Below are 25,361 nucleotides of genomic sequence, written 5' to 3'. Positions count from 1 at the left end.
TCCTTGCCTCTCTGATGCGGTCGGGCGGGGTCGGGTGGGTAAGTGCGGTTCGGTCAGGGCCTGTTCAGGTCAGCGGCGCGTTGTACGACCGCCTCCAGCGCCCGGAACCAGGTGCGAGCCAGGTCTCGCACCTGCTCCTCGGTGAGGAGTTCGGCGGCGTAGGCCCAGTGGGCGCTCAACTCCGGGCCTTCGGGACGGTCTTCGGTGATGGCATTGAGAGTCAGGGCGTGGGACATCGGCTGGCCGGGGTCGGCGTCGAGGTCGGCGGCGTCGTCCTCGGGGGCGTAGGACCAGTCGGCTGCCGCCGGGCGGTCGAAGCGGCCCATGTAGTTGAACTCGATCTGCGGCTCGGCGAGTTGGGCGAGTCGCGGACCGGTCGCGGGGTTGAGGTGCCGCAGCAGGCCATGTCCGATGCCGGCCGTGGGCAGGGCGGTGAGATGGGCGCGGATGTCGGCCAACGCCGCGTCCAGTGCGGGGCCGCCTGCGAAGGCGTCCGCCAAGTCGGCCTCGCCCGGGTCGAGTCGTACGGGTACGACGCTGGTGAACCAGCCGACGGTCCGGGACAGGTCGGCGTCGCCCGCGAGTTGCTCCTCGCGGCCGTGGCCCTCCACGTCCACCAGTACGGGCCCGCCCGCCCGGTCTGCGCCCAACTCCCGGGCCCGCCAGTCGCCGACGGCGAGTGCGAACGCGGTGAGCAGGACGTCGTTGACGGTGGCGCCGAAGGCGGCCGGGGCCCGGCTCAGGAGGGGGCCGGTGAGGTCGGCGGGCAGGGTCAGGGAGAGGTAGCGGGTGGTGGCGACCGTGTCCCGGGCCGGGTCGAGCGTGCGGGCCAGCGGGAGTTCGGCGCCCTCGGCGAGAGCGGAGGTCCACCACGGCAGCTCGTCCTCGGTGGCGGGGTCGGTGGCGCGGGTTCCGAGGAGCCGGGACCAACGGGCGAACGACAGCTCCACGGGGGTGAGTTCGGGCATACGGCCGCCTCTGACCGCCGCCCAGGCGGTGGCCAGGTCGGGCAGCAGGACGCGCCAGGAGACGCCGTCGATCACCAGGTGATGGACGAGGATCAGCAGCCGCCCGGGCCGGCCGGCACCGGCGTCGAACCAGACCGCCCGCACCATCGCCCCGCTGTCGGGGTCGAGCCCCGCCCTTGCCACCTGAGCGTGTCGGGAGATGGCGGCGCGCAGCTCAGCTTCGCCCGCGTCGCGCACGTCTTCCCGGGTGAGCCAGGTGCTGACGTCGGTGTCCTTGGCCGGGGGTACCCGCAGAGTCCACTCCGGTGCGCGGACGAGCCGGGCTCGCAGCATGTCGTGCCGGTCGGCGAGGGCCGTGAGGATGGCCAGCAGGCCGGGTTCGGTGAGGTCGGCCGGGGTCTGGACCAGGGCCGCCTGGTGGTACGCGGCGATGGGTCCGCCGCGCTCCAGCAGGCCGCGCATGATCGGGGTGAGCGGGACGGTGCCGGTGCCGTCGTCGTGTACGGCGTGCCGTTCGTCGGTGCCGAGCGGGACGGCAACGGCCGCCAGGGCGGCGACAGTTCGGTGCTGGAAGACCTGCCGGGGCGTGACCCGAAGCCCACCGGCGCGTGCCCGGGCGACGAGTTGCATGGCGACGATGCTGTCGCCGCCGAAGGTGAAGAAGTCGTCGTCCGTGCCGATCGCCTCGGCGGGCAGCCCGAGGGCGTCCGCGAACAGGTCGCGCAGGGTGCGCTCGGTGTCGCCCGAAGGGGCCCGGCCGCCGCCCTGCGCGGAGAAGTCCGGGGCAGGCAGGGCGGATCGGTCGAGCTTGCCGTTGGACAGCAGCGGCAACCGGTCGAGAACGACCACGGCGGCCGGGACCATGTAGTCGGGCAACGCGGCGGCGGCGTGGGCGCGCAGCACGACCCCGTCCACCTCCTCGGCGACCACGTAGGCGACCAACTGCCGGATGCCGGGCCGGTGTTCGCGGGCTACGACGACCGTCTGCGCGACGGCCGGGTGGCTGTCCAACGCGGCCTCGATCTCGGCGAGTTCGATGCGGTAGCCGCGGATCTTGACCTGGTCGTCGGTGCGTCCGGCGAACTCCAGCAGACCGTCCTCGGTCCAGCGGGCCATGTCGCCGGTGCGGTACATGCGCTCACCGGGCTTGGTGGCGTACGGGTCGGCGACGAACCGCTCGGCGGTGAGTTCGGGCCGGCCGAGATAGCCGCGGGCCAGGCCTGGTCCCGACAGGTACAACTCGCCTGTGACGCCGGGCGGTACCGGGCGCAGGGCGGTGTCGAGGACGTAGGCGCGGGACTCGTGGACAGGGCGTCCGACGACCGGAGTTGCGCTGTCGCGGACCCGGCCGACGAGCGCGTCGACGGTGGCCTCGGTAGGGCCGTACAGGTTGAACGCCTCGGTGTCCGACAGCGCGGCCAGCCGCGTCCACAGCGACTCGGGTACGGCCTCGCCCCCGAAGCCGACCACGGCGAGCGGGCAGTCGCCCTCGTCACCGATCAGGCCGCTGTCCGCCATCTGCGCGAGCAGCGACGGGGTGACCTCGATGAAGTCGATGCCCCGGTCGCGGATGAAGGCTGCGAGGAGTTCGGGGTCGCGCCGGGTCTCGTCGTCCGCGATGTGCAGCGCGTGCCCGTCCAGCAACCACAACTGCGGCTGCCAGGAGGCGTCGAAGGAGAACGACCAGGCGTGCCCGACGCGCAGCCGCCGTAGTCCGGTGCGCCGCCTGGCGACCTCGTGCAGGTCGTGGCGGTGACTGTGGAACAGGTTGGCGATGCCTCGCTGGGTGACGACGACACCCTTGGGGCGGCCGGTGGAGCCCGAGGTGTAGATGACGTAGGCGGGGTGGTCGGGTTCGGGGGCGACGGGTTCCGCCTGCGGCAGTCCGTCGAGCGGGACGTCAAGCCGTAGGACCGGTACGCCGGTTGGGGGCAGCGCGGCGGCCGTCTCGTCCGTGGCCAGGATCAGCACCGGGCCGGCGTCGTCGAGCATGCCGGTCAGGCGCGACTCCGGAAGGTCGGGGTCGAGGGGCAGATAGGCGGCGCCCGCTTTCATCACGGCGAGGATCGCGGCGATGTGGTCGGCGGTGCGGGGAAGCGCGAGGGCCACGATCCGCTCGGGTCCGGCGCCGTGTCCGGCGAGGGTGCGGGCCAACTGGTCAGCGCGTGCGTCGAGTTCGGCGAACGTCCACGTCGTCCGGCCATCGGTGACGGCGATCGCGTCGGGGCTCGCGGCGGCCTGCGCGGCGAACAACGCGGGTACCGTGCCGAGGCGTTCGGACTCCGGGAGCGCGGTGTCGTTCCAGGTCTCCAGGACCGTGTGCCGCTCGGCGGGGTCGAGCAGGTCGAGGCGGCCGACGGGACGGTCGGGGTCGGCCGCCATGCCGGTGAGCAGAGATGTCAGGGCGTTTGAGATCCGCCGTACGACGGCCGGCTGGAAGAGATCGGGCCTGAACTCGGCGGTCAGCCGGAGCCGTTCGGCGGGCTCGACCGCCCACGCGAAGGGGTAGTGGGTGGAGTCCTCGTGATCGCGGACGGTGACGCGCGGGCCGTCGCCCTCCTCCTCCGCATCGGCGACCGGGTAGGACTCGAACACCACGAGTGTGTCGAAGAGTTCGCCGAGTCCGGCGGCCCGCTGGATGTCGGCGAGGCCGAGGTGCTGGTGGGCGATGAGCCGGGACTGCTCGTCCTGGAGCCGCTCCAGCAGGGCGACCGTGCTCTCCTCCGGCCGGACGCGCACCCGCACCGGCACGGTGTTGATGAACAGGCCGATCATCGACTCGGCCCCGGCCAGTTCGGGCGAGCGCCCGGCGACGGTGGCACCGAACACCACGTCGTCCCGTCCGGTGAGCCGGCCGAGCAGCACGCCCCAGGCGGCCTGGACCAGAGTGTTGACGGTGACGCCCTGGCGCCGCGCGAACGCCTCCAGCTCCGCCGTACGTTCCGGGTCCAACTCCACGGTGTGGGTGGACGGTACGACGGCGGCACGGTCGGGGTCGACGGGCGCGAGCCGGGTGGGCTCGGCGAGTCCGCCGAGGGCCTCGGCCCACGCGGCTGCGGAGGCTGCCGGGTCCTGGGCGGCGAGCAGCCGCAAGTGCTCGCGATAAGGGGCGGGCGCCACCGGGGTGCGGCCCTCGTAGCGTGCCCACAACTCGGCGGTGAGCAAAGGCAACGACCAGCCGTCCAGCAGGAGGTGCTGGTGCGAGAGCACGAGCCGGTGCCGGTCCGGACCGAGCCGTGCCAGCAACAGCCTGAGCAGCGGCGGCCGTTCGGGGTCGAAGCGGCGCCGCTCCTGAACGAGCAGACGCTCCCACTCCTCGGGGTCGTCGGTCAGGTCGAGTTGTCGCCACGGCAGTACGGCCGTACGCGGTACGACGGCGACGGGCCGCCCGGACGACAGGTGCCGGAAGCCGCTGCGCAGGTTCTCGTGCGCGTCGAGTACGGCCTGCGCGGCGAGGTGCAACCGGTCGGTGTCGAGGGGGCCTTCGAGGTCGTAGGAGACCTGGACGGTGTACACGTCCGGTCCGTCGTCGCCGGAGTCGAGGGCGGCGTGGAAGAGCAGGCCGGCCTGGAGCGGGGAGACGGGCAGGATCTCGGTTCCGGCGGGCAGGGCGGCGAGTTCGGCGCGCTCGTCGGCGGTGAGGTCGAGCAGCACGGTGTCGGCGTTGCGCTCGGCGGTGACCGTGGCGGTGGTGACGGTGGCGAGCCCTGCGGCCGACTTGTGGCGGAACACGTCACGCGGGCTGAAGGTGAGTCCGGCGGCGCGGGCGCGGGCGACCAGTTGCATGGCGACGATGCTGTCGCCGCCGAGCGAGAAGAAGTCGTCCTCGACACCGACGCGTTCGAGACCGAGAACGTCAGCGACTAGCGCGCAGAGAGTCTCCTCCAGCGCCGTGCGCGGGCGGGTGTCGGTGACCTCGGCCGCGAAGTCGGGGGCGGGCAGGGCGCGTCGGTCCAGCTTGCCGTTGGGGGTGAGCGGGAGGGCGTCGAGGGTGACGACGACGGCCGGGACCATGTGGTCTGGCAGCAACTGGCCGGTGTGGGCGCGCAGTTCGGCGGAGTCCGCCGGGGCGCCGACCGGTACGACGTACGCCACGAGCCGTTCGTCCCGTACGACGACGGTGGCGTGCGCGACGCCCGGGTGGCCGGCGAGAACGGTCTCGATCTCGCCGAGTTCGATACGGAAGCCGCGCAGCTTGACCTGGTCGTCGGCGCGGCCCAGGTACTCCAGTTCGCCCTCCCGGGTCCAGCGCGCCAGGTCGCCGGTGCGGTATATGCGGGCGCCGGGCTCGGTGGCGTACGGGTCGGCGACGAACCGCTCGGCGGTCAGGGCGGAGCGGCCGAGGTAGCCGCGCGCCAACTGGACGCCCGCCAGGTACAGTTCACCGGCCACACCGGGCGGTACGGGACGGAGTCCCGCGTCGAGCACATAGGTGCGGGTGTTCCACACCGGGCGGCCGATCGGCACGGCGGCCGGGTCGGCGGGTACCTCGTGGGCGGTGACGTCGACGGACGCCTCTGTGGGGCCGTAGAGGTTGTGCAGGCGCGTGTCCGGGAGGACCTGGTGGAATCGGGCGGCCAGCGGGGACGGCAACGCCTCGCCGCTGCACATGACTTGGCGTAGTTCGGTGCAGTCGGCGGCGGCGGGCTCGTCGAGGAAGGCGCGCAGCATCGACGGTACGAAGTGGGCCGTGGTGATGTGCTGACGCCGGATCAGTTCGGCGAGGTAGACCGGGTCCTGGTGGCCGTCGGGGCGGGCCACGATCAGCGTGGCACCGGTGATCAGCGGCCAGAAGAACTCCCACACCGACACGTCGAATCCGGCCGGGGTCTTCTGCAGGACCCGGTCGTCGGCGTCCATGCGATACGCGTCCTGCATCCACAACAGGCGGTTGGTGATGCCCTGGTGGGGGACGGTGACGCCCTTCGGGCGGCCGGTGGAGCCGGAGGTGTAGATGACGTAGGCCGGGTGGCGTGGGTCGTGGGCCGTGGGCAGGGGTGCGTACGCCGGCTGGTTCGGGGTGCCGTCCGCGTCCACCGTGAGGGTGGGCACATCGGTGTCCGGGAGGGTGACGCCCTCCGTGGTGACCAGGCAGACCGGGCGGGCGTCGGCGAGCGTGTAGGCGAGGCGGTCGGTCGGGTAACCGGTGTCGAGAGGCAGATAGGCGGCACCCGCGCGGTGGACCGCGAGCAGCGCGACCACGAGGGCGAGGGATCGCGGCAGGGCGACGGCGACGACGGCCTCTGCCTGCGCTCCCTGCGCGGCGAGGGTGTGCGCCAACCTCTCCACCCGCAGGTCGAGTTCGGCGTAGGTGAGGGCGGTGTCCTCGAAGACGACGGCCGTGGCCTCGGGGGTGCGGGCGACCTGGCACCGGAACAGCTCGGGCAGGGTGAGGTCGGGGACGGTCCTGGCGGTGGCGTTCCAGTCGGTGAGGACGAGGGCGCGTTCGTCGTCGCGCAGGACGTCGAGCGCGCCGACGCGTCGGCCCGGATCGGTGGCGACCTGGGCGAGCAGCAACTCCAATCGTTGGGCGAGGAGTTCGGCGGCCGACTCGTCGAAGAGGTCGGCGCTGTACTCGATCCAGCACCGCATACCGTCCTCGCCCTGCTCGACGAAGTCGAAGCTGAGGTCGAACTTGGCGCCCTGCTGGCCGAGTTCCTCACGGCGGGCGGTCAGGCCGGGCAGGGCGGGGGTGGCGCCCTCGTCGTCGAGGTGGACGACCATCACCTGGAACAGCGGGTGCCGGGCTAGCGAGCGGGCCGGGTTGACCGCCTCCACCAGGCGCTCGAAGGGCAGATCCTGGTGCTCATAGGCGGCGAGGTCGGTGTCCCGGACGCGGGCGAGCAGGTCGGCGAACGTGGGGTCGCCGGAGAGATCGGTGCGCAGAACAAGGGTGTTGACGAAGAAGCCGACCAGGTCTTCGAGGTGTTCGTCTGCCCGTCCGGAGATCGGCGCGCCGAGCGGGATGTCGTCCCCGGCTCCGAGCCGGTGCAGCAGTGCGGCGACGGCAGCCTGGGTGACCATGAACATACTGACGCCGTGGCGGCGGGCCAACGCGCGTAGTTGTCGGGTCCGTTCGGCATCGAGAGTCAGTCCGACTGCGCCGCCCTGGTGGCTGCTCTCCAGCGGGCGGGGGCGGTCGACGGGCAGGGCCAGTTCGTCCGGCAGGCCTGCCAAGGTGTGCTGCCAGTAGGCGAGTTGGCGGGACTGGCGGCTGTCGGGAGCGTCGGGATCGCCGAGTGCCTCGCGGTGCCAGAGGGCGTAGTCGGCGTATTGCACCGGCAACGGCGCCCACGCGGGCGGGCGTCCCTCGCGGCGGGCCTCGTAGGCGGTGGCCAGGTCTCGCCACAGGGGCCCGTCGGACCACTGGTCGCCAGCGATGTGGTGCAGCACCAGCAGCAGTACGTGCTCGTCCTCGGCCACCTCGAACACGTGGGCGCGCAGCGGGAGTTCACGGTCGATGTCGAAGCCGCGTGCGGTGGCTTCTGCGAGCAGGCCGGGCAGTTCGGCCTCCGTGACCCGGCTGTGGTGGAGGGGCACCGACGCCTGGTCGAGCACGACCTGGTGGGGGCGGCCGTCCCGCTCAGGGAAGACCGTGCGCAGGCTTTCGTGCCGTACGGCGACGTCGTTCAACGCGGCGGCCAGCGCGGCCCGGTTGAGTGTGCCGGTCAGGCGCCAGGCGGCCGGGATGTTGTAGGTGGCTCCCGGGCCCTCGATGCGGTGCAGCAGCCAGAGGCGTCGCTGGGCGTAGGAGAGCGGGAGTTCGTCGGGGCGGTCGGTGGGGACGAGGGCGGGCAGGCCACCGGCCCGGTCGTCGAGGCGGGCGGCTAGCAATGCGGGGGTGGACGCCTCGAAGACGGTACGGACGGTGAGGTCGGTGCCAAGTGCCGTACGGACGCGGCTGACCAGGCGCATGGCGAGCAGGGAGTGGCCGCCGAGGGCAAAGAAGTCGTCGTCTGCGCCGACGCGTTCGAGGCCGAGGATGTCGCCGAAGAGTCCGGCGAGGATCTCCTCGCGCGGGCTACGGGGCGACGTACCCGCGTCCGTGCCGGTGGCGGCAGTGAAGTCCGGGGCGGGCAGGGCCGCGCGGTCGAGCTTGCCGTTCGGGGTGAGCGGCAGCGCGTCCAGCGCGACGAAGGCGGCGGGGACCATGTGGGCTGGCAGCGCGGCGGCGGTGTGGGCGCGCAGGGTGGTCACGTCGATCGGGGCGGCGGTTGTGCGGGTGCGCGCTCCGGTCACATCCGCCGAACCACTGCCCCCGGCCGGGACCACGTACGCAACAAGGCTCTGCTCCCGCACGACCACGACGGCGTGTGCGACGGACGGGTGCGTGGTCAACACGCCCTGGATCTCGCCGGGTTCGACACGGAAGCCGCGCACCTTCACCTGGTCGTCGGTGCGCCCCAGATACTCGACGGTCCCGTCGGCGTTCCAGCGGGCCAGGTCGCCCGTTCGGTACATCCGTGTGCCGGGCGCGCCGTACGGGTCGGCGACGAACCGCTCGGCGGTCAGCCCCGGCCGGTCGAGGTAGCCACGCGCGAGCTGGACGCCCGCGAGGTACAACTCGCCCGGGACACCGGGCGGTACCGGGCGCAGTCCGGCGTCGAGGACATAGGTGCGGGTGTTCCAGACCGGGCGGCCGATCGGGACGCTCGTCGCGGCGGGTCCGATCTCTACGGCCGTCACGTCGACCGAGGCCTCGGTCGGACCGTAGAGGTTGTGGAGTTCGGTGGTGGCCAGGATGTCGTGGAAGCGGTGGGTGAGGGCGACGGGCAGGGCCTCACCGCTGCACATGACCCGGCGCAGGCCGGTGCACTCCGCTACGGCCGGTTCCTCCAGGAAGAGCTGGAGCATGGAGGGCACGAAGTGGACGGTGGTGACGTCCTGTTCGCGGATCAGCCGGGCCAGGTAGGCCGGGTCTCGGTGGCCTTCGGGGCGGGCGACGACCAGGGTGGCGCCGGTGATCAGCGGCCAGAAGAACTCCCACACGGACACGTCGAAGCTGGACGGCGTCTTCTGCAACACGCGGTCGGCGGGCGTCAGTTCGTAGGCGTCCTGCATCCACAGCAGCCGGTTGACGATGCCCTCGTGCGGGACGACGACGCCCTTGGGGCGACCGGTCGAACCGGAGGTGTAGATGACATACGCGGGGCTCGACGCATCGTAGGACGTGGGGAGTTGCCCCTCCGGCCCCGTCGGCAGGGTGTCGCGGATGACGTACACCGGGTGGGCGTCCTCGACCATGAGGGCGAGGCGGTCCTCCGGGTAGTCGGGGTCGAGCGGGAGGTAGGCGGCTCCGGATCGGTGGACGGCGAGCAGGGCGACGACGAGTTCGAGTGAGCGCGGGAGGGCTACGGCCACGGTCTGCTCGGGGCCTGCGCCGAGCGCGGCCAACACCCTGGCCGTGCGCTCCACTTGGGCGTCCAGCTCCGCGTACGTCAGCCGCTGTCCCTCGAAGACGAGGGCCGTGGCGTCGGGGGTGCGGGTCACCTGGGCGCGGAAGAGTTCCGGGAGGGTGGTGACCGGGACGGGGTGTTCGGTGGCGTTCCACTCCCCCAGGACCAGGGCGCGTTCGGTGTCCTCCAGGAGGTCGAATTCCCTTACGGCGCGGTCGGGTTCAGCTGCCGCGTGGTCCAGCAGGCGCGCCATGCGGCCGGCGATGCGCTCGGCGGTCGACTCGTCGAAGAGGTCGGTCGCGTACTCCAGGAGCAGGACGACACGGTCGCGGCCGGTCTCGTCGACGAAGGTGAAGTGGAGGTCGAACTTGGCCATGCCGGTGTCCATGTCGAACCACTCGGTGTCAAGACCGAGCACGTCCGGGTCGCCGTCGGGGCGGTGGTGGTAGCCGAGCATGACCTGGAAGAGGGGGTTACGACCGGCCGCACGGGGCGGGTTGAGAGCCTCCACCACCCGGTCGAAGGGCAGATCCTGGTACTCGAAGGCCGCGAGGGACGACTCCCTTACCCGGCGCAGGAGTTCGCGGAACGTCAACTCGTCGCCAGACACATCGGTGCGCAGCACCAGCGTGTTGACGAAGAAACCCACCAGGTCGGCGAGTGCCTCGTCGGTGCGGCCTGCGATCGGTGCGCCGAGGGGGATGTCGTCGCCCGCGCCGAGCCGGTTCAGCAGTGCGGCGGTGGCCGCCTGGAACAGCATGAACATGCTGGTGCCGGTGGCGGTGGTGAGGCCGCGCAGGGCGTGGCCGGTGGCAGTGGACAGTTCGAGGCGGACCTTGCCGCCGTGGCCGGTCGGCTCGGCAGGGCGCGGTCGGTCGGCGGGCAGGGCAAGTTCGTCGGGCAGACCGCGCAAGGCCTCGGCCCAATGGGCGAGTTGGGCCTCGCCGGTGCGGGCGAGGAGGTCGTCCTGCCAGAGGGTGTAGTCGGCGTACTGCACCGGCAGCGGCGCCCAGGCAGGCTCCCGTCCCTCACTGCGGGCCGCGTAGGCGATGTCGAGGTCGGCGAGGAAGGGGCGGTCGGACCACTCGTCGGTGGTGATGTGGTGCAGGACGACTGCCACCACATGCTCATCCGGGCCGAGCCTGAACACTTCGCAGCGCAGCGGGAGTTCGGCGGTGAGGTCGAAGGGGCGGCGCTGGGCGGACTCGATCAGTGCGGGCAGTTCGTCCTCTGCGCAGTCGACGACTGTGCAGGCGGGGTCCGCCTCCTCGGCCGGCACGATCCGCTGGTACGGCTCGCCCACGTGCGTCGGGAACACGGTCCGCAGCGCCTCGTGGCGTCCGGCGACATCTCGCAGCGCGGCGGCCAGTGCCTCGGTGTCGAGGCTTCCGCGCAGCCGGAAGACCAGCGGGAAGTTGTAGGCGACTCCGCTGCCGGTGATCTGCTCGACGAGCAACAGCCGTCGCTGGGCGGCCGACAACGGGATGCGGGCCGGTCGGTCCGCGACCGGGGTGACCGCCGGGCGGGCCGGGCTCGCCGTGTCCGCACGGCCCGCGAGCAGGGCGGGAGTCGGGGCTTCGAAGAGGTCACGGATGGCGAGTTCGGCACCCAGCTCGGTGCGGGCGCGGCTGACCAGCCGGGTGGCAAGGAGTGAATGTCCGCCCAGGTCGAAGAAGTTGTCCTCCGCGCCGACCTCGGGAAGTCCCAGCACCTCGGCGAACAGACGGCACAGCACCTCTTCCTGCGGGGTGCGCGGACCGCGTCCGCCGCCGAGAGCGACGGCGGGTTCGGCGTCGGGCAGGGCGCGGACGTCCAGCTTGCCGTTGGCGTTCATGGGCAGGACGTCGACGGTGACGAAGGCCGACGGCACCATGTAGTCGGGCAGTTCGCGGCCCAGGTCCTCACGCAGCCTGCGGACCAGGGCGCTCGCCTCGCGGGCGGCGGTCGGGTCGTTGGCGTAGGGATGGATGCCGCCGCCAGGACGGAACAGGCCGCCGGTCAGGCGGAGTTCGCCGGACCGCAGGAACACGGCGTCGTACGTCCCGTCCTGCTCCGACCAGGTCGTCAGCACCCGGTATCCGGCCGCCGTGCCGAGTTCGTGCAGGTGCTCGGGATCGACGCCTGTGTCACTCGTACGACCGTCGGGAATGCCGGTGAAGCGGAGCGCCTCCGGGCGTTCGCCGCGCGGGCGTTCACCGGCCACCCCCGTCGCGGACCAGTTGCCGTCCAGGAGTTGACCGATCGCCTCGGCCGACGACCAGTCTCCGCGCAGGAGTTCACCGATGGTGTTGCCGGTGGCCCAGTCGACGGACGGGGCGTTGTCCAGACGTACGTCCGGCTCGTCGGCGTAGAGGACGACGTCGTAGCGGTGCCGGCTCAGCTCGTTGTGGTGCTGGGCGCGCTTGGTGCGCAGGTCGACGCCGTAGCCGAGGGTGGTGAAGTAGTCGGGGTCTACGAGGAGTTCCTTCTCCAGGCGCAGGCCGCGTTCCACCGCCCGTTCCAGGTCCGCTTCGGCGGTGCCCCTGGTGCGTTGGATCTCGGTGTGGAAGGTGCCGGCGAGGCGCAGGTTGCGGACGTCGCCGACGAACAGGGCGCCGCCGGGCGCGAGTAGTTCCATCGCACCGTGCAGAACGGTCGTGAGGTGGTCGATGCTCGGGAAGTACTGGATGACGGAGTTGATGACGATGGTGTCGAAGTACGCGAACGGCAAGCCGCTCAGATCCTCGGCCGGGCGGCAGCGGAGTTCGACCTTGGCGGCCAGTGCGGGGTCGCGCCGGACCTCCTCACCGATCTTGCGGATGACGGGCGCGGCGAAGTCGGTTGCCCAGTAGGCCTCGGCTTCCGGGGCGAGCCGGGACAGCAACAGGCCTGATCCGACGCCGATTTCGAGGATGCGGCGGGGCTTGAGGGCGCCGATGCGGGCGAGGGTGGCCTCGCGCCACTCGTGCATCTCCTCGAAGGGGATGGGCTGTCCGTCGTAGGAGCTGTCCCAGCCGTCGTACTGCTCGGTGAAGACGGCGGTGCCGATCTCCTCGTACTCGTCGGAGTAGATCTCCTGCCACTCCCCCACCTGCGCGGCCTCGGCGGCGGTGCGCTCGGCCGAGTCGGCGCCGGACGGGACGACATAGCCGACGAGGCGTTCGTCGCGGACGACCACGGCGGCCTGGGCGACCAGCGGGTGGCGGCTGAGGGCGGTCTCGATCTCGCCGGGTTCGATGCGGTAGCCGCGGATCTTGACCTGGTCGTCGGTGCGTCCGAGGAAGTCGAGGTTGCCGTCGGGGTTGCGGCGGACCAGGTCGCCGGTGCGGTACATGCGCTCGCCGGGCTCACCGAACGGGTCGGCCACGAAGCGCTCGGAGGTCAGCGCAGGCCGGTCCAAGTAGCCCCGGGCCAGGCCGATTCCGGCGATGTACAGCTCACCGGGCACACCGTCGGGCACGGGGCGCAGCCAGGCGTCGAGGATGTGGGCACGGGTGCCCCGGATGGGTTTGCCGACGGTGGGAGTGTCGCTGTCGAGGGTGCCGCCGCCGAGGGTGTTGATGGTGTACTCGGTCGGCCCGTAGAGGTTGTAGCCGTACGTTCCCTCGGTGTCGCGCAGGGCCGTCCACACCGTCTCCGGTACGGCCTCGCCGCCGAGGAGTACGAGTGGCGGGACGTGGCCTTCCAGCAGACCCTGCTCGATCAACAGCCGCGCATACGTGGGCGTGACGTTGACGACGTCGACGCGATGGCGTTCGCAGTAGGCGACCAGCGCCTCGGCGTCACGCCTCAACTCCTCGTCGCAGACGTGCACTTCGTGCCCCTCGACCAGCCAGAGCAGCTCTTCCCACGACATGTCGAAGGCGAAGGACACGGTGTGCGCGATGCGCAGCCGTCGGCCGCCGGCCGAGGCGATGGCGGGCTCGAAGATCTCCTTCTGGTGGTTCAACTGCATGTTCGTCAGGCCCCGATAGGGGGTGACGACACCCTTGGGGCGGCCGGTGGAGCCGGAGGTGTAGATGACGTAGGCGGGGTGTTCGAGGCTGAAGCGACGGCGGACGGGGACGTCCGACTGAGCCGCCAACTCCCCCTTGATCTCGGTGTCGTCGAGCAGGACGCGGGCCATCTCGCCGTCCAGCGTGGCGAATACGGCCGTGGTGCTGAGCAGGAGGAGCGGGCGGGCGTCGGCCAGCATCAGGGAGAGCCGGTCGGCCGGGTGGTCCAACTCCAGTGGCAGATAGGCCGCTCCGGTGCGCAGTACCGCGAAGAGGGCAACCACCATGTCGAGGGAGCGCGGCAGGCCGAGGGCGACGACCTTCTCGGGGCCGGCGCCCCGGTCGATCAGCAGCCGGGCCATCCTGTTGACGGCGGCGTCGAGTTCGGCGTACGTCATGCTGCGCTCGCCGAAGACGAGGGCCCGTTCGTCCGGGGTGCGTTCCGCCTGTGCGGCCAGCAGGTCGGCGATGGTGTCCTCGGGGTCGGGGACACGGCTGGCCGCCGACTCCCTCCGTAGCGCCTCGTGTTCGGCGGGCAGGAGCGGGTCGAGGGAGCCGACCGGTGCCGTGAGGTCGGCGGTGAGGCGGTCGACGAGCAGGGCGAAACGGTCGAGGAGCGCCTGGGCGCGGTCAGTTGGGACGAGGTCGGGGCGGTGGGTGAGGGTGACGGCGATCTCGCGGCCCGGGGTGATGACGAGGTTGGCCGGGTAGTGGGTGGCGTCGACGTTGGCGACGGCGGTGGCGCCGTGCCGGGTCTTCAGGTCCGCCAGCCGTTCCTCGGTGTCGTTGTTGCGCAGCACGAACAGCGTGTCGAAGAGCTTGCGGTGCCCGGTCTCGGCCTGGAGGACACCGAGGCTGAGGTGCTCGTACGGCATGAGGTCGAGGCGCTCACCCTGGATGCGGCGGAGCAGGTCGAGGACCGGCTCCGCGGGGTTGAGGGCGATACGGGTCGGGACGGTGTTGAGAAACAGGCCGATGATGTTGCCGACGTCCGGGACCTCGCTGGGGCGGCCTGCGACAGTGGTGCCGAAGACGACGTCGGACCGGCCGGTCGCGGAGGCGAGGGTGAGTCCCCAGGCCGCGTTGAGGATCGTGTTGAGGGTCAGTCCGTGAGCCGGGGCCAACTCGCGGAGCCGCTCGCCGAGTTCGGCGGACAGGCGTATGTCGAGCTGGTCGGGGATGACTGGTTCCAAGCCGTCGGCGGCGGTGGGCGCAAGCAGGGTGGGCTCGTCGAGACCGGCCAGCGCAGTGCGCCAGGCGGCCGTGGCGACCGAGTCGTCCTGCTCCTCCAGCCAGGTCAAGTAGTCGCGGTAACTGCCGGGCTCAGGCAGGGAGTTCGCGTCGCCGCCCGCCTCGTAGAGCGCGAACAGTTCGTCGAGGAACAGCCATGCCGACCAGCCGTCCCAGAGGATCAAATGGCGGCCGACGACGAGCCGGTCGCCGCGCTCCGCTCCGAGGCGGAGCAGGAGCAACCGGAACAGCGGGGGTGCGGACAGGTCGAAGCGGCGGTTGCGCTCGGCGTCCGTCAACTCCCTCAGGAGTACGTCCTGTTCGGCTGCGGGGAGCAGGGAGAGGTCGACCTCTTCGAGGGGGATCTCCGGGTCCTCGACGATGAACTGCACCGGCTGGTCGAGGCCGTCGCTGGTGAAGCCCGCGCGCAGGCCCGGGTTGCGGTCGAGAAGCGTGCGGACGGCGGCGCGCAGACGGGTGGTGTCAAGGCGGGTGGCGAAGTCGAAGGTCTCGTGGACGGTGTAGACGTCCAACGCGCCCTCGTCGTACGCCGAGTGGAAGAACAGGCCCTCCTGGAGGGGGGCCAGCGGCCATACGTCGGCGACCTCCGCCGGGGCGGCGACGGCGCGGACTCGGGCGTGGTCGGCGTCGGTGAGAGTGAACGCCTCGACTCGGTTGCTCAGGACGGCCGTTGTGGTGCCGGCCGCCGCCGCGAGGGCAGCCGGTGTGCGATGGGTGAACACGTCGCGCGGGCTCAGGTCCAGGCCCGCCGCGCGAGCGCGGCTCGCGACGCCGATGGAGCTGATGCTGTCGCCGCCGAGGCGGAAGAAGTCGTCGTCGGGGCCCGCGTCCTCGATGCCGAGGACGGCCGCGAAGATCTCGGTGAGCTGGGTCTCCAACGGCCCTGCGGGCGCCCGGCGTTCGGCGCGCTCGGCCTCGGGGGTGGGCAGCGCGACCTGGTCCAACTTCCCGCTCGGGGTGAGCGGGAGGTCGGCGAGGACGACGTACGCCTCCGGGACCAAGGGCGCGGGCAACGCGTCCGCGAGGGCGGCGCGCAGTTCGGCGGCGTCGAGCCTGGCTCCGGACGCCGGGACCGCGTAGGCGACGAGCCGCTGGTCGCGGATGACGACTGCGCCCCGTGCCACACCCTGCACTCGGGTCAACTCGGCCTCGATCTCGCCGAGTTCGACGCGGTTGCCGCGCATCTTGACCTGGCGGTCGGTGCGGCCGAGGTAGTCGATCGTGCCGTCGGGGCGCCGGCGCACCAGGTCGCCGGTGCGGTACATGCGCGCGCCGGGCTCGGTGGCGTACGGGTCGGCGACGAAGCGGTCGGCGGTGAGCGCGGGGCGCCGGTGGTAGCCGCGGGACAGCTGGACGCCGGTCAGGTACAGCTCGCCGGGGACTCCGTCGGGCACCGGGCGCAGGCAGGAATCGAGCACGCGCAGGCCGGTGTTCCACACGGGTCGGCCGATGGGCACGGTGGTGTCGGGCGTGCCGTCGTAGGCGTGGTACGTCACGTCGACGGCGGCCTCGGTGGGGCCGTAGAGGTTGTGCAGCGGGACGCCGGTCAGCTCGTGCCAGCGGTGGGCGGCGGACCCGGACAGGGCCTCGCCGCTGCTGAACACGCGGCGCAGGCTGCCCGCCCACGCGGGGTCGGCGGTGACCTCGTCGGAGGCGAGGAACGCCTCCAGCATCGACGGCACGAAGTGCATCGTCGTGATGCCCTCGGCCCGGATCAGGCGGGCCAGATAGGCGGGGTCGCGGTGTCCGTCCGGCGCGGCGAGCACGACGGCCGCGCCCTCGCACAGCGCCCAGAAGAACTCCCAGACGCTCACGTCGAAGCTGGACGGCGTTTTCTGCAACACCCGGTCATCGGCGGTGAGTTGGTACTCGCCCTGCATCCAGGCCAGGCGGTTGCCGATGGCGCGGTGGGTGACGACGACGCCCTTGGGGCGGCCGGTGGAGCCGGAGGTGTAGATGAGGTAGGCGGGGTCGTCGGGGCGGGCGGGGTCCGGGACTCCGCCGAACAGGGCTTCTCCGCCCTCCGTGTCCACGCGAAGCACGTCGAGTCCCTCGACCAACGGCAGCCGCTGCGCGTCCCGTTCCGTCGTGACGACCGTGGTCGCCCCCGAGTCGGCCAGCATGTACGCGAGCCGCTCGGCCGGATAGTCCAGGTCGAGGGGCAGATAGGCGGCCCCCGACTTCAGAACACCCAGCAGCGCCACCATCAGCTCTGCCGAGCGGGGTACGGCGACGGCGACGAACCGTTCTCGGCCCGCACCCTTGGCCCGCAGCCGCGCCGCCAACTCCTCGGCCCGCGCGTCCAGTTCGGCGTAGGTCAGGGTCGTACCGTCGAAGACGACAGCCGTAGCGTCCGGAGTACGCGCGACCTGCGCGGCGAACTCGGCGGCGAGCGTGGTGGCCGGGACCGGCCGCGTCTCCCCCGCCGAGTGGGCGTCTGCCAACTCGTCCGGCGTGAGCAGGTCGAGGTCGGCGACTCGGGCGCCGGGGTCGTCCGCCAGTGTGTGCAGGACGAGGGTGAGCCGGTCGGCGAGGGACTGCACGGCGTCTGCGTCGAGGCGCCGGGCGTGATGCTTGAGGCGCAGGTCCAGGCGGCGGCCGGGCTTGACGATGAGGGCCAGAGGGTAGTGCACGGCGTCGTGGAACGCGTGCCCGGCGACGGCGATCGTGCCGGTGGGGTCGGTGATGCCCGGGGCGCCTTCGCCGCCGGGGTAGTTCTCGAACACCACGAGGGTGTCGAAGAGTTCGCCGTCGCCCGCGTGGCCGGTGGCGCGCTGGATGTCGGCGAGGCCGAGGTGCTGGTGGTCGAGGAGTGCGCTCTGTTCCTCCTGGAGCCGGTCGAGCAGCGCGCCCAGGGTGTCGCCGGGGGCCCAACGCAGGCGGGTGGGCAGGGTGTTGATGAACAGGCCGATCATCGACTCGATGCCGTCGACGGCGGCGTCACGTCCGGCGACGGTGGTGCCGAACAGCACGTCCTGGCGGCCCGTCATACGACCGACGAGCAGACCCCAGGCGCCCTGCACGAGGGTGCCGAGGGTGACTCCGCGTTCCCGGGCGCGGGCGGCGAGGCGTGAGGTGATCCGCTCGGTCAACTCGACGCGGATCTGGGCGGGTTCGACGGGTCCGGCGGGTGCGGGGGCCTCGACGAGTCGGGTGGGTTCCTCGACCCCGGCGAGCGCGGTGCGCCAGGCCGCGCGGGCTGCCTCGCGGTCGGCGCCGGCGATCCTGCGCAGGTAGCCGCGGTAGGGGGCGACTTCGGGGAGAGGTGCGGGGTTCTCGCCGTAGAGCGCGAGGAGTTCGCGGTGCAGGACGGGCAGCGACCAGCCGTCCGCGACGATGTGATGGAACGTCAGGACCAGTCGGCTGCGGTCCTCGCCGAAGCGGATGAGGGCGCAGCGGATCAGTGGTGGGTGGGCGAGGTCGAAGCGGTGGGCGCGTTCGTCGGCGGCGACGGCCTCGGCGAGGGCGCGGCAGACCGCGGGGTCGTCCTGTGCGGACAGGTCGACTTCGTGCCAGGGCAGTTCGAGGCCTGACGCGATGAGCTGGACGGGGCGGCCGTCGGGCGTCTGGCGGAAGCAGGCGCGCAGCGGGGCGTGCCGGTCCAGCAAGCGACGCGCGGCCGTGCGCAGAAGGGTGCCGTCGACCGGTCCCGACAGCTCGATGACCTGCTGCACGACATACGCGTCGAGTTCGGCGCCGTCCACCAGGGCGTGGAAGAAGAAGCCCTCCTGGAGCGGGCCGAGCGGCAGCGCCTCCTCGACGGTGACGGGGAACTCTCCCTGGAGCGAGGCGAGTTCGTCGTCGCCCAGCGGCTGCCACGGGGTTTCTGCAATGAGATCGGCCGTCCCGGTGCGGGCGACCGTGGCGAGTTCAGCGACCGTGCGGTGCCGGAACACGTCACGCGGGGTCAGTTCCAGGCCTGCCCGGCGAGCGAGGATGAGGAGTTGGACCGCGACGATGCTGTCGCCGCCGAGCGCGAAGAAGTCGTCGTCGACGCTGACAGAGGGCACCTTGAGCGCCCGCGCGTACAGGTCGCAGAGCAGTCGCTCGCGAGGTGTCTCGGGGGCCCGGCCCGCGCTGATCCGGGTGAGGTCCGGTACGGGCAGCGCGGCGGCGTCGAGCTTGCCGCTCGGGGTGACCGGCAGCCGGTCCAGCGGGACGAACGCGGCCGGGACCATGTAGTCGGGCAGGTACTCGGTGGCGTGCGCCCGCAGGGTCGACATCAGGGCGTTGACGTTGCGGAAGGGGGCAGGGCGGTTGGTGAGCGGGTGGCCGGTTCCGGGGCGGTACCGGGCCTGTGCCTCCTCTTCGAGGGCGAACACGGCGTCCAAACTGCCGTCCTCCGCGTCCCCGTTCCAGGTCAGCGCCACCTCGTAACCGTGCCGCTCGGCGATCTCGTACAGGGTCTCGGGGTCCACGCCATACGGTCCGGCGGCCGGCCTGCTGCTGTCGTCGAGGGCGGTGAGCGCGGCGAGGTCGTCGGCGAGGCGGGAGTTGGGGATGCCGGTGATCCGCAGCCGGTCCGGGCGGTCGGCGAGCAGGGCCTCAAGGGCGCCGGCCGAACCGAGCGCGGGCCAGGGCGACTCGGGCATCTGCTCCGACGCATCCACCTGCGGTCGCAGCACAACGTCGTAGCGATAGCGGGTGAGTTCGTTGTGGTGCGTGCCGCGCTTGACGCGGATGTCGGCGGTGAGGCCGTCGAGGGTGGTGAAGTAGTCGGGGTCGACGAGGAGTTCGCCCTCCCAGGCGACGGCCCGGTCGACGGCGGCGCGCAGGGCTTCCTTGTCGTCCGCCGCCTCGTCCCGTGCGCGTCCGCTCTCGACGGCCGCGCTCAGGGTGCGGAGCAGGCGCAGGTTGCGTACGTCGCCGACGAACACCGCGCCGCCGGGGGCAAGGAGGGCGGCCGCGTCACGGAGGACGCCGGTGAGGTAGTCGCCGCCGGGGAAGTACTGGATGACGGAGTTGACGACGATGGTGTCGAAGTGGCCTTCGGGCAGTCCGGTGAGATCGTGCGCGGGGCGGGCCAACAAGGTGACGCGGTCGGCGAGTTCGGGGACGGCGGACACCTGGGCGTCCAGGGCGCGTACGGCTTCCTCGGAGAGATCGGCGCCCCAGTACTCGGCACAGTCCGGGGCGAGCCGGGACAGCAGCAGGCCGGAGCCGACGCCGATCTCCAGGATGCGGCGGGGCCGTAGCGCGCGGATGCGGTCGAGTGTGGCCTCGCGCCACTCGCGCATGTCGGCGAGGGGGATGGGCAGGCCGTCGTACATGCTGTTCCAGCCGGCGAAGTTCTCCTCGAAACCGTCCGATCCGGCGGCGGAGTAGAGGAGTTCGTGCAGGTCCTTCCAGTCGGCGACCCCCTCGTCGGGGCTCGGGTCGGCGTCCAGTGAGGGCACGACGTAGGCGGCGAGGCGGCGTTCGCCGGGGCGGTCCTCGCGGACGACCACGGCGGCCTGGTCGACGGCCGGGTGGGAACGCAGGACGGACTCGATCTCGCCGGGCTCGATACGGAAGCCGCGGATCTTGACCTGAGTGTCGACGCGGCCGTGGAACTCCAGGCGGCCGTCCGCCTTCCAGCGCACCAAGTCACCTGTGCGGTAAAGGCGTTCGCCGGGGGCGCCGAAGGGGTCGGCGACAAAGCGTTCGGCGGTCAACGCGGGGCGGCCGAGGTAGCCGCGGGCCAGGCCGTCGCCCGCGAGGTAGAGCTCTCCTGTGACACCTGCGGGGACCGGGCGGAGGCGGTCGTCGAGGACGTACGCGCGGGTGCCGGGGTCGGGGATGCCGATGGGCACGATGGTGCCGGCCGGGGTGTCCGGGTCGCACAGGCCGAGGGTGGAGTTGGTGGTGGCCTCGGTCGGGCCGTAGGCGTTGAACATCATCCGGCCGCGCGCGTAGCGTCCGACCAACTCGGGCGAGACGCGTTCCGTGCCCGCCAACAGGGTTGACTCGAACGGGAGTTGGACGTCCTCGGGCATGGCGGCGAGCAGCGCCGGCGGGAGGATCATGAAGGTGATGCCGTACTCGTTCGCATAGTCCGCAAGGGGTGCGCCCGGGACGCGGCGGTCGGCGGGGACGACCACCAGGCGGCCGCCGGAGAGCAGGCCGAGGCAGAGGTCCCAGAACGCCACGTCGAAACTGGGCGAGGCGAATTGGAGGACACGGCTGTGCGGGCCGATCCCGAAACGTTCCTGCTGGGTCGCGACCAGTTTGGCGACACCCGCATGGGAGAGGACCGTGCCCTTGGGGCGGCCGGTGGAGCCGGAGGTGTAGATGACGTAGGCAGCGTGCGCGGTAGTCAACTCGTCGGCGGTGGACGGCCCTTGGGCGGGATGGGCCGCCAGCTCCGCGACCGTGTCCGGGGCGTCGAGGACCAGCGGGTCCAGGTCCGGCGGGAGGTCGGGGGCGATCTCGGCGGTGGTGACGAGGCAGACCGGGCGGGCGTCGGCGAGCATGTAGGCGATGCGGTCGGCCGGGTAGTCGGTGTCGACGGGCAGATAGGCGGCGCCCGCCTTCAGGACGGCGACCTCGGCGACGATCATGTCGGCCGAGCGCGGTACGGCGAGCGCGACGACCCGCTCCGGACCGGCACCCCGGGCCACCAGGGCGTGCGCCAACTTCGATGCGCGGGCGTCGAGTTCGGCGTAGGTGAGGCGGACGTCCTCGTGGATGAGGGCGATCTCCTGCGGGCGGGCGGCGACCTGGTCGGCGAACATGCGCGGCCAGGTGAGCGCGGGGACGTCGTGCGCGGTGTCGTTCCAGCCGTGCAGTATGCGGTGCCGTTCGTCCGCGCCGAGGAGTTCGAGGTCGGCGACCGGGGTGGCCGGGCGGGCTACTGCGTCGGCGAGGAGGGTGCCGTAGTGGCCGAGGATCAGGTCGACGGTGGCGGGCGAGAAGAGGTCGGTGCGGTAGTCCGCCGACACCGCGCCGTCGGTCACGGTCAGCGCCAGGTCCAGTGGGGCGCTCTCGTCCCAGGGGGCCGGTCCGAAGCCCGTGGCGCACAACAGGCCGCCGCCGCGGAAGGGTTCGGGGGCGAGGAGCCGTAGCAGATCGGTGGTCGGCAGGTGGTGGGCCGTGGCCTCCGCGCGTACGGCCTCGATCTGGTCGCGGAGTTGGGTGAACGGGGTGTCGCCGTCGATCGTGACGCGCAGCGGGAGGCCCTCGTGGGCCACTGCCGTCTCGGTGGCCGTCGTGCCGCCGTAGCGGTGCAACAGGGCGACGAAGGCGGCGAGTTGGGTGGTCGCGTCGGCCGTGACGGCGAGGGGGGCCGTGCGTCGCGCGCGGGACACCGTGCTGTCCTGGCGAGGTGGGCGGGGGAAGTCCAGGGGCAATGACGTCTCCGGTACCGGTGACGCGAAGCGCCGTCGCCAGAAGTCGTTCGTCGCCGTTGCCCGTGCGGAAGAAAGCGTGTTGCCCGCCACAGCTGCCCGTGCCTCCCAATGCGTGCGGAACGGCTCAGCGGAGCCGCGACCGCTCGCATAGTAAGGTAAGCATTGCCTTACTTGATAGACCTACCCCGGAACCACAGGTCCACGTCACAGCCACTGAGGTTATGCTCACCTAAGCTGCTGGCGGGGCTGTCCGGTGGTCCGCCAACAGGGCTCCGGCGCACGGAAGATGACCCGGAAGACGACATGGAGACCGGCACGTGGCTTCAGGCAGAAGGCTTCGCACCACGGTGCTGGTGACCCTCGTCGTCGCCCTCCTCGTTCTGCTGTCTTTGCTGTCCGTCGCGCTGGGCGCGCTCAGCGTTCCGCTCGACCAGGTCGTGCGCTCGGTGCTGGGCCATCCGCCGAGCCGGCTGATCGACAACGTCATCTGGTCGGTACGCGTGCCGCGCACCCTGCTCGGCCTGACCACGGGCGCGGCCCTCGGTCTGTCGGGTGCGTTGATGCAGGCCCTGACCCGCAATCCGCTCGCGGACCCGGGGATTCTCGGGGTGAGCGCGGGCGCGTCCTTCGCGATCGTCCTTGCGGTCGGGGTGCTCGGGGCCACCTCGCTCTACGGCTATGTGTGGTTCGCGTTCGGCGGGGCGCTGGTCGCGAGTGTCGTGGTCTTCTTCCTGGGGCGGCTCGGCAGGTCCGGGGCGACGCCGGTCAAACTGGCGCTCGCCGGGGTCGCCGTCACCTCGTTGCTCCAGTCGTTCACCAGCGCCATCGTGCTGACCGACCAGGACGCGCTGGACCGCTACCGCTTCTGGTCCGCCGGCACCCTGGCCGACCAGGATTCCGGCGACCTGGTGCGCATCCTGCCCTTCCTCGCCGTCGGCGCCGTACTGGCCCTGTCCTGCGCGCCCGCCCTCAACAGCATGGCCCTCGGCGACGACGTGGCCGCCTCCCTGGGACGGCGGCTGGGTCTGGTACGGCTCCAAGGGGTCACCGCCGTCGTGCTGTTGACCGGCGCGTCGGTCGCCGTCATCGGCCCTGTCGTCTTCCTCGGTCTGGTCGTCCCGCACATCGCGCGCGTCCTCGCCCAGTGGGTCGGCATCGGCCCCGACTACCGCTGGCTGCTGCCGCTGTCCGCCGCGCTCGCGCCCGTGCTGCTGCTGTCCGCCGACATCCTGGGCCGGATGGTGGACCGCCCGACCGAGATCCAGGCCGGTGTCCTCGTCGCCTTCCTCGGCGGCCCGTTCTTCATCGTCCTGGTCCGCCGCCGGAAGCTCGCGGAGGTATGAGCGTGTCCGCACCACCAGCCGCCTTGAGTAACCGACCGTTCCGGCTCACCTTCCCCCCGGTGTCCGGCGTACTGCGTCCGCGCCTGCTCCTTACGGGAGTTGGCGTCGCGGTCGGCGCCTTCCTGCTGTTCTGCTGGGGGTTGACGATCGGCGACTACCCGGTCGCGTTCACCGACGTCATCAGGGCGTTGTGGGGTTCGGGCGACGCGGGCACGGTCATCGTCGTCCAGGATCTACGGCTGCCGCGCGCCCTGGTCGGACTGCTGGTCGGGGTCGCGTTCGGGGTCTCCGGGGCCGTGTTCCAGACGATGACCCGCAACCCGCTGGCCAGCCCCGACATGATCGGTCTCACCGAGGGCGCCGGAACCGCCGTGGTGGCGGCGGTCGTTCTGGGCTGGACCGGCGGGCTCGGCCTGTCGACGCTCGGGTTGCTCGGCGCCCTCGCCACCGCACTCCTCGTGTACGCGCTGGCGTGGAAGGGCGGGGCCACCGGGTACCGCATCATCCTCGTCGGCATCGGCGTGTCCTGGATCTGCTCCAGCGCCACCAACTTCCTTGTGGCACGCGGCAATCGCTTCGAGGCGGAAGCGGCCCTCGGCTGGCTGGTCGGCAACCTCAACGGCCGGACCTGGAGTCAGGTGGACTCCCTGGCCATCGCCCTGGCCGTGCTGCTGCCGGTCACGCTGGGCATGGGCCGTTGGATGCGCACGCTAATGCTCGGCGACGACGTGGCCGCCGGGCTCGGCACACCCGTCCAACCGGTGCGGCTGGCACTGCTGTTGGCCGGGGTCGGGCTCGTCGCGTTCGGTACGGCGGCGGCCGGTCCGGTGGCGTTCGTCGCGCTCGCCTGTCCGCAGATCGCCCAGCGGCTGGCGGGCACCTCGTCGCCGCCCCCGCTCGTCTCCGGTCTCACCGGCGCGTTCGTCGTCCTCGGCTCCGACCTCCTCGCCCGCGAGGCGATCCCGGGGACGGAACTGCCGGTCGGGATCGTCACGGGCGCCCTGGGCGCGCCGGTCCTGCTGTGGCTGCTCATCCGCGTCAACCGCGCGGGCTCTGGAGGCTGATCTCATGTCGACCACTGACCCGCGCGCCCCGCGGACACCCGAATCACCCTCGCCGGGGCCCGAGTTGCGCGCCCAAAACCTCCAACTCGCCTACGACGGGCGGGTGGTCGTCGAGAACCTGGACCTCACCGTGCCGACCGGCCGGATCACGGCCATCGTCGGGGCCAACGCCTGCGGCAAATCGACCCTGTTGCGGGCGCTCGCCCGGCTGCTGGCGCCGCGCCAGGGCGTGGTGGAGCTGGACGGCGTGGCGCTGCGTTCCGTGCCGACCCGCGAACTCGCCCGGAAACTGGGCATCTTGCCGCAGACGCCGGTCGCGCCCGAGGGACTCACCGTCCTCGATCTGGTGGGCCGGGGCCGTTCCCCGCACCAGACCTGGTGGCGACAGTGGTCCACGGCCGACGAGGAGGCCGTGCACGCGGCCCTCGAAGCGACCAACCTGACCGAACTCGCCGAGCGCCCGGTCGACGAACTCTCCGGCGGCCAGCGGCAACGCGCCTGGATAGCCATGGCGGTTGCCCAGGGCACCCCCGTCCTGCTCCTCGACGAGCCGACGACCTATCTCGACCTCGCCCACCAGATCGACGTACTCGACCTGATCACGGACCTGAACCGGCGCGAGGGCCGCACGGTGGTGATGGTCCTGCACGACCTCAACCAGGCCTGCCGGTACGCCGATCACGTCATCGCCATGAAGGCCGGCCGCATCGTCGCCGAGGGCGCGCCCGCCGATGTCGTCACCGAGGCGACCGTCGAGGACGTCTTCGACCTGCGCTGCCGGATCACCCCCGACCCGATCAGCGGCACACCGTTGGTGATCCCGCTGGGGCGGCACCACCACGACGGCGCCTCCCCTGCCGAGAGACCCGAGAACGCCGTCACGACCCGGTGAGGCCCCGCCGAGGGCCGGTACCCGGCTGCCCGGCCCGCCGGCGGGCCGGGCAGCCGGGTACCGCCGAAAAAGTGTGACACTTTCGCGAGAAGTGTCACACTTTTCCGAACCCCTACCCTCACCGCGCTCGACGCGCCAGCGTCGT

The 25,361-nt window shown here is 71.8% G+C and carries 4 protein-coding genes; 3 read left to right on the top strand and 1 reads right to left on the bottom strand.

From position 1 onward, the window contains the following. Nucleotides 1-53 precede the first annotated feature (53 nt). A complete protein-coding gene (locus tag OO70_RS11905) occupies nucleotides 54-22,007 on the bottom strand; it encodes a non-ribosomal peptide synthase/polyketide synthase (protein ID WP_043668165.1) in 21,954 nt (7,317 codons plus the stop codon). A gap of 227 nt (nucleotides 22,008-22,234) precedes the next feature. Here OO70_RS11905 and OO70_RS11900 point away from each other — a divergent pair, with 227 nt between their 5' ends. From OO70_RS11900 to OO70_RS11890, 3 genes are read left to right on the top strand one after another with little or no spacing between them, the layout of a single operon-like run. Next, entirely contained in the window at nucleotides 22,235-23,260 is a 1,026-nt protein-coding gene (locus OO70_RS11900; RefSeq protein ID WP_174479416.1) for a FecCD family ABC transporter permease, read from the top strand. Continuing rightward, a complete protein-coding gene (locus OO70_RS11895) occupies nucleotides 23,257-24,324 on the top strand; it encodes a FecCD family ABC transporter permease (RefSeq protein WP_043668160.1) in 1,068 nt (355 codons plus the stop codon). Before OO70_RS11900 ends, OO70_RS11895 begins: the two co-directional genes overlap by 4 nt. A 4-nt stretch (nucleotides 24,325-24,328) precedes the next feature. Next, on the top strand, nucleotides 24,329-25,216 hold the full coding sequence (locus tag OO70_RS11890) for an ABC transporter ATP-binding protein (protein ID WP_043668157.1): 888 nt from the start codon (nucleotides 24,329-24,331) through the stop codon (nucleotides 25,214-25,216). Nucleotides 25,217-25,361: the final 145 nt, after the last annotated feature.

The organism is Streptomyces xylophagus, assembly GCF_000716435.1.
GTDB classification, from domain to species: domain Bacteria; phylum Actinomycetota; class Actinomycetes; order Streptomycetales; family Streptomycetaceae; genus Streptomyces; species Streptomyces xylophagus.
The sequence above is the reverse complement of the archived record's forward strand: the minus strand, read 5'-3'. Positions and strand labels throughout refer to the sequence as shown.

What these genes read in the sequence shown, in the direction of transcription:
- OO70_RS11890 (WP_043668157.1), top strand. Translation starts at nt 24,329, where the DNA reads ATGTCGACCACTGACCCGCGCGCCCCGCGGACACCCGAATCACCCTCG.
- OO70_RS11895 (WP_043668160.1), top strand. Translation starts at nt 23,257, where the DNA reads ATGAGCGTGTCCGCACCACCAGCCGCCTTGAGTAACCGACCGTTCCGG.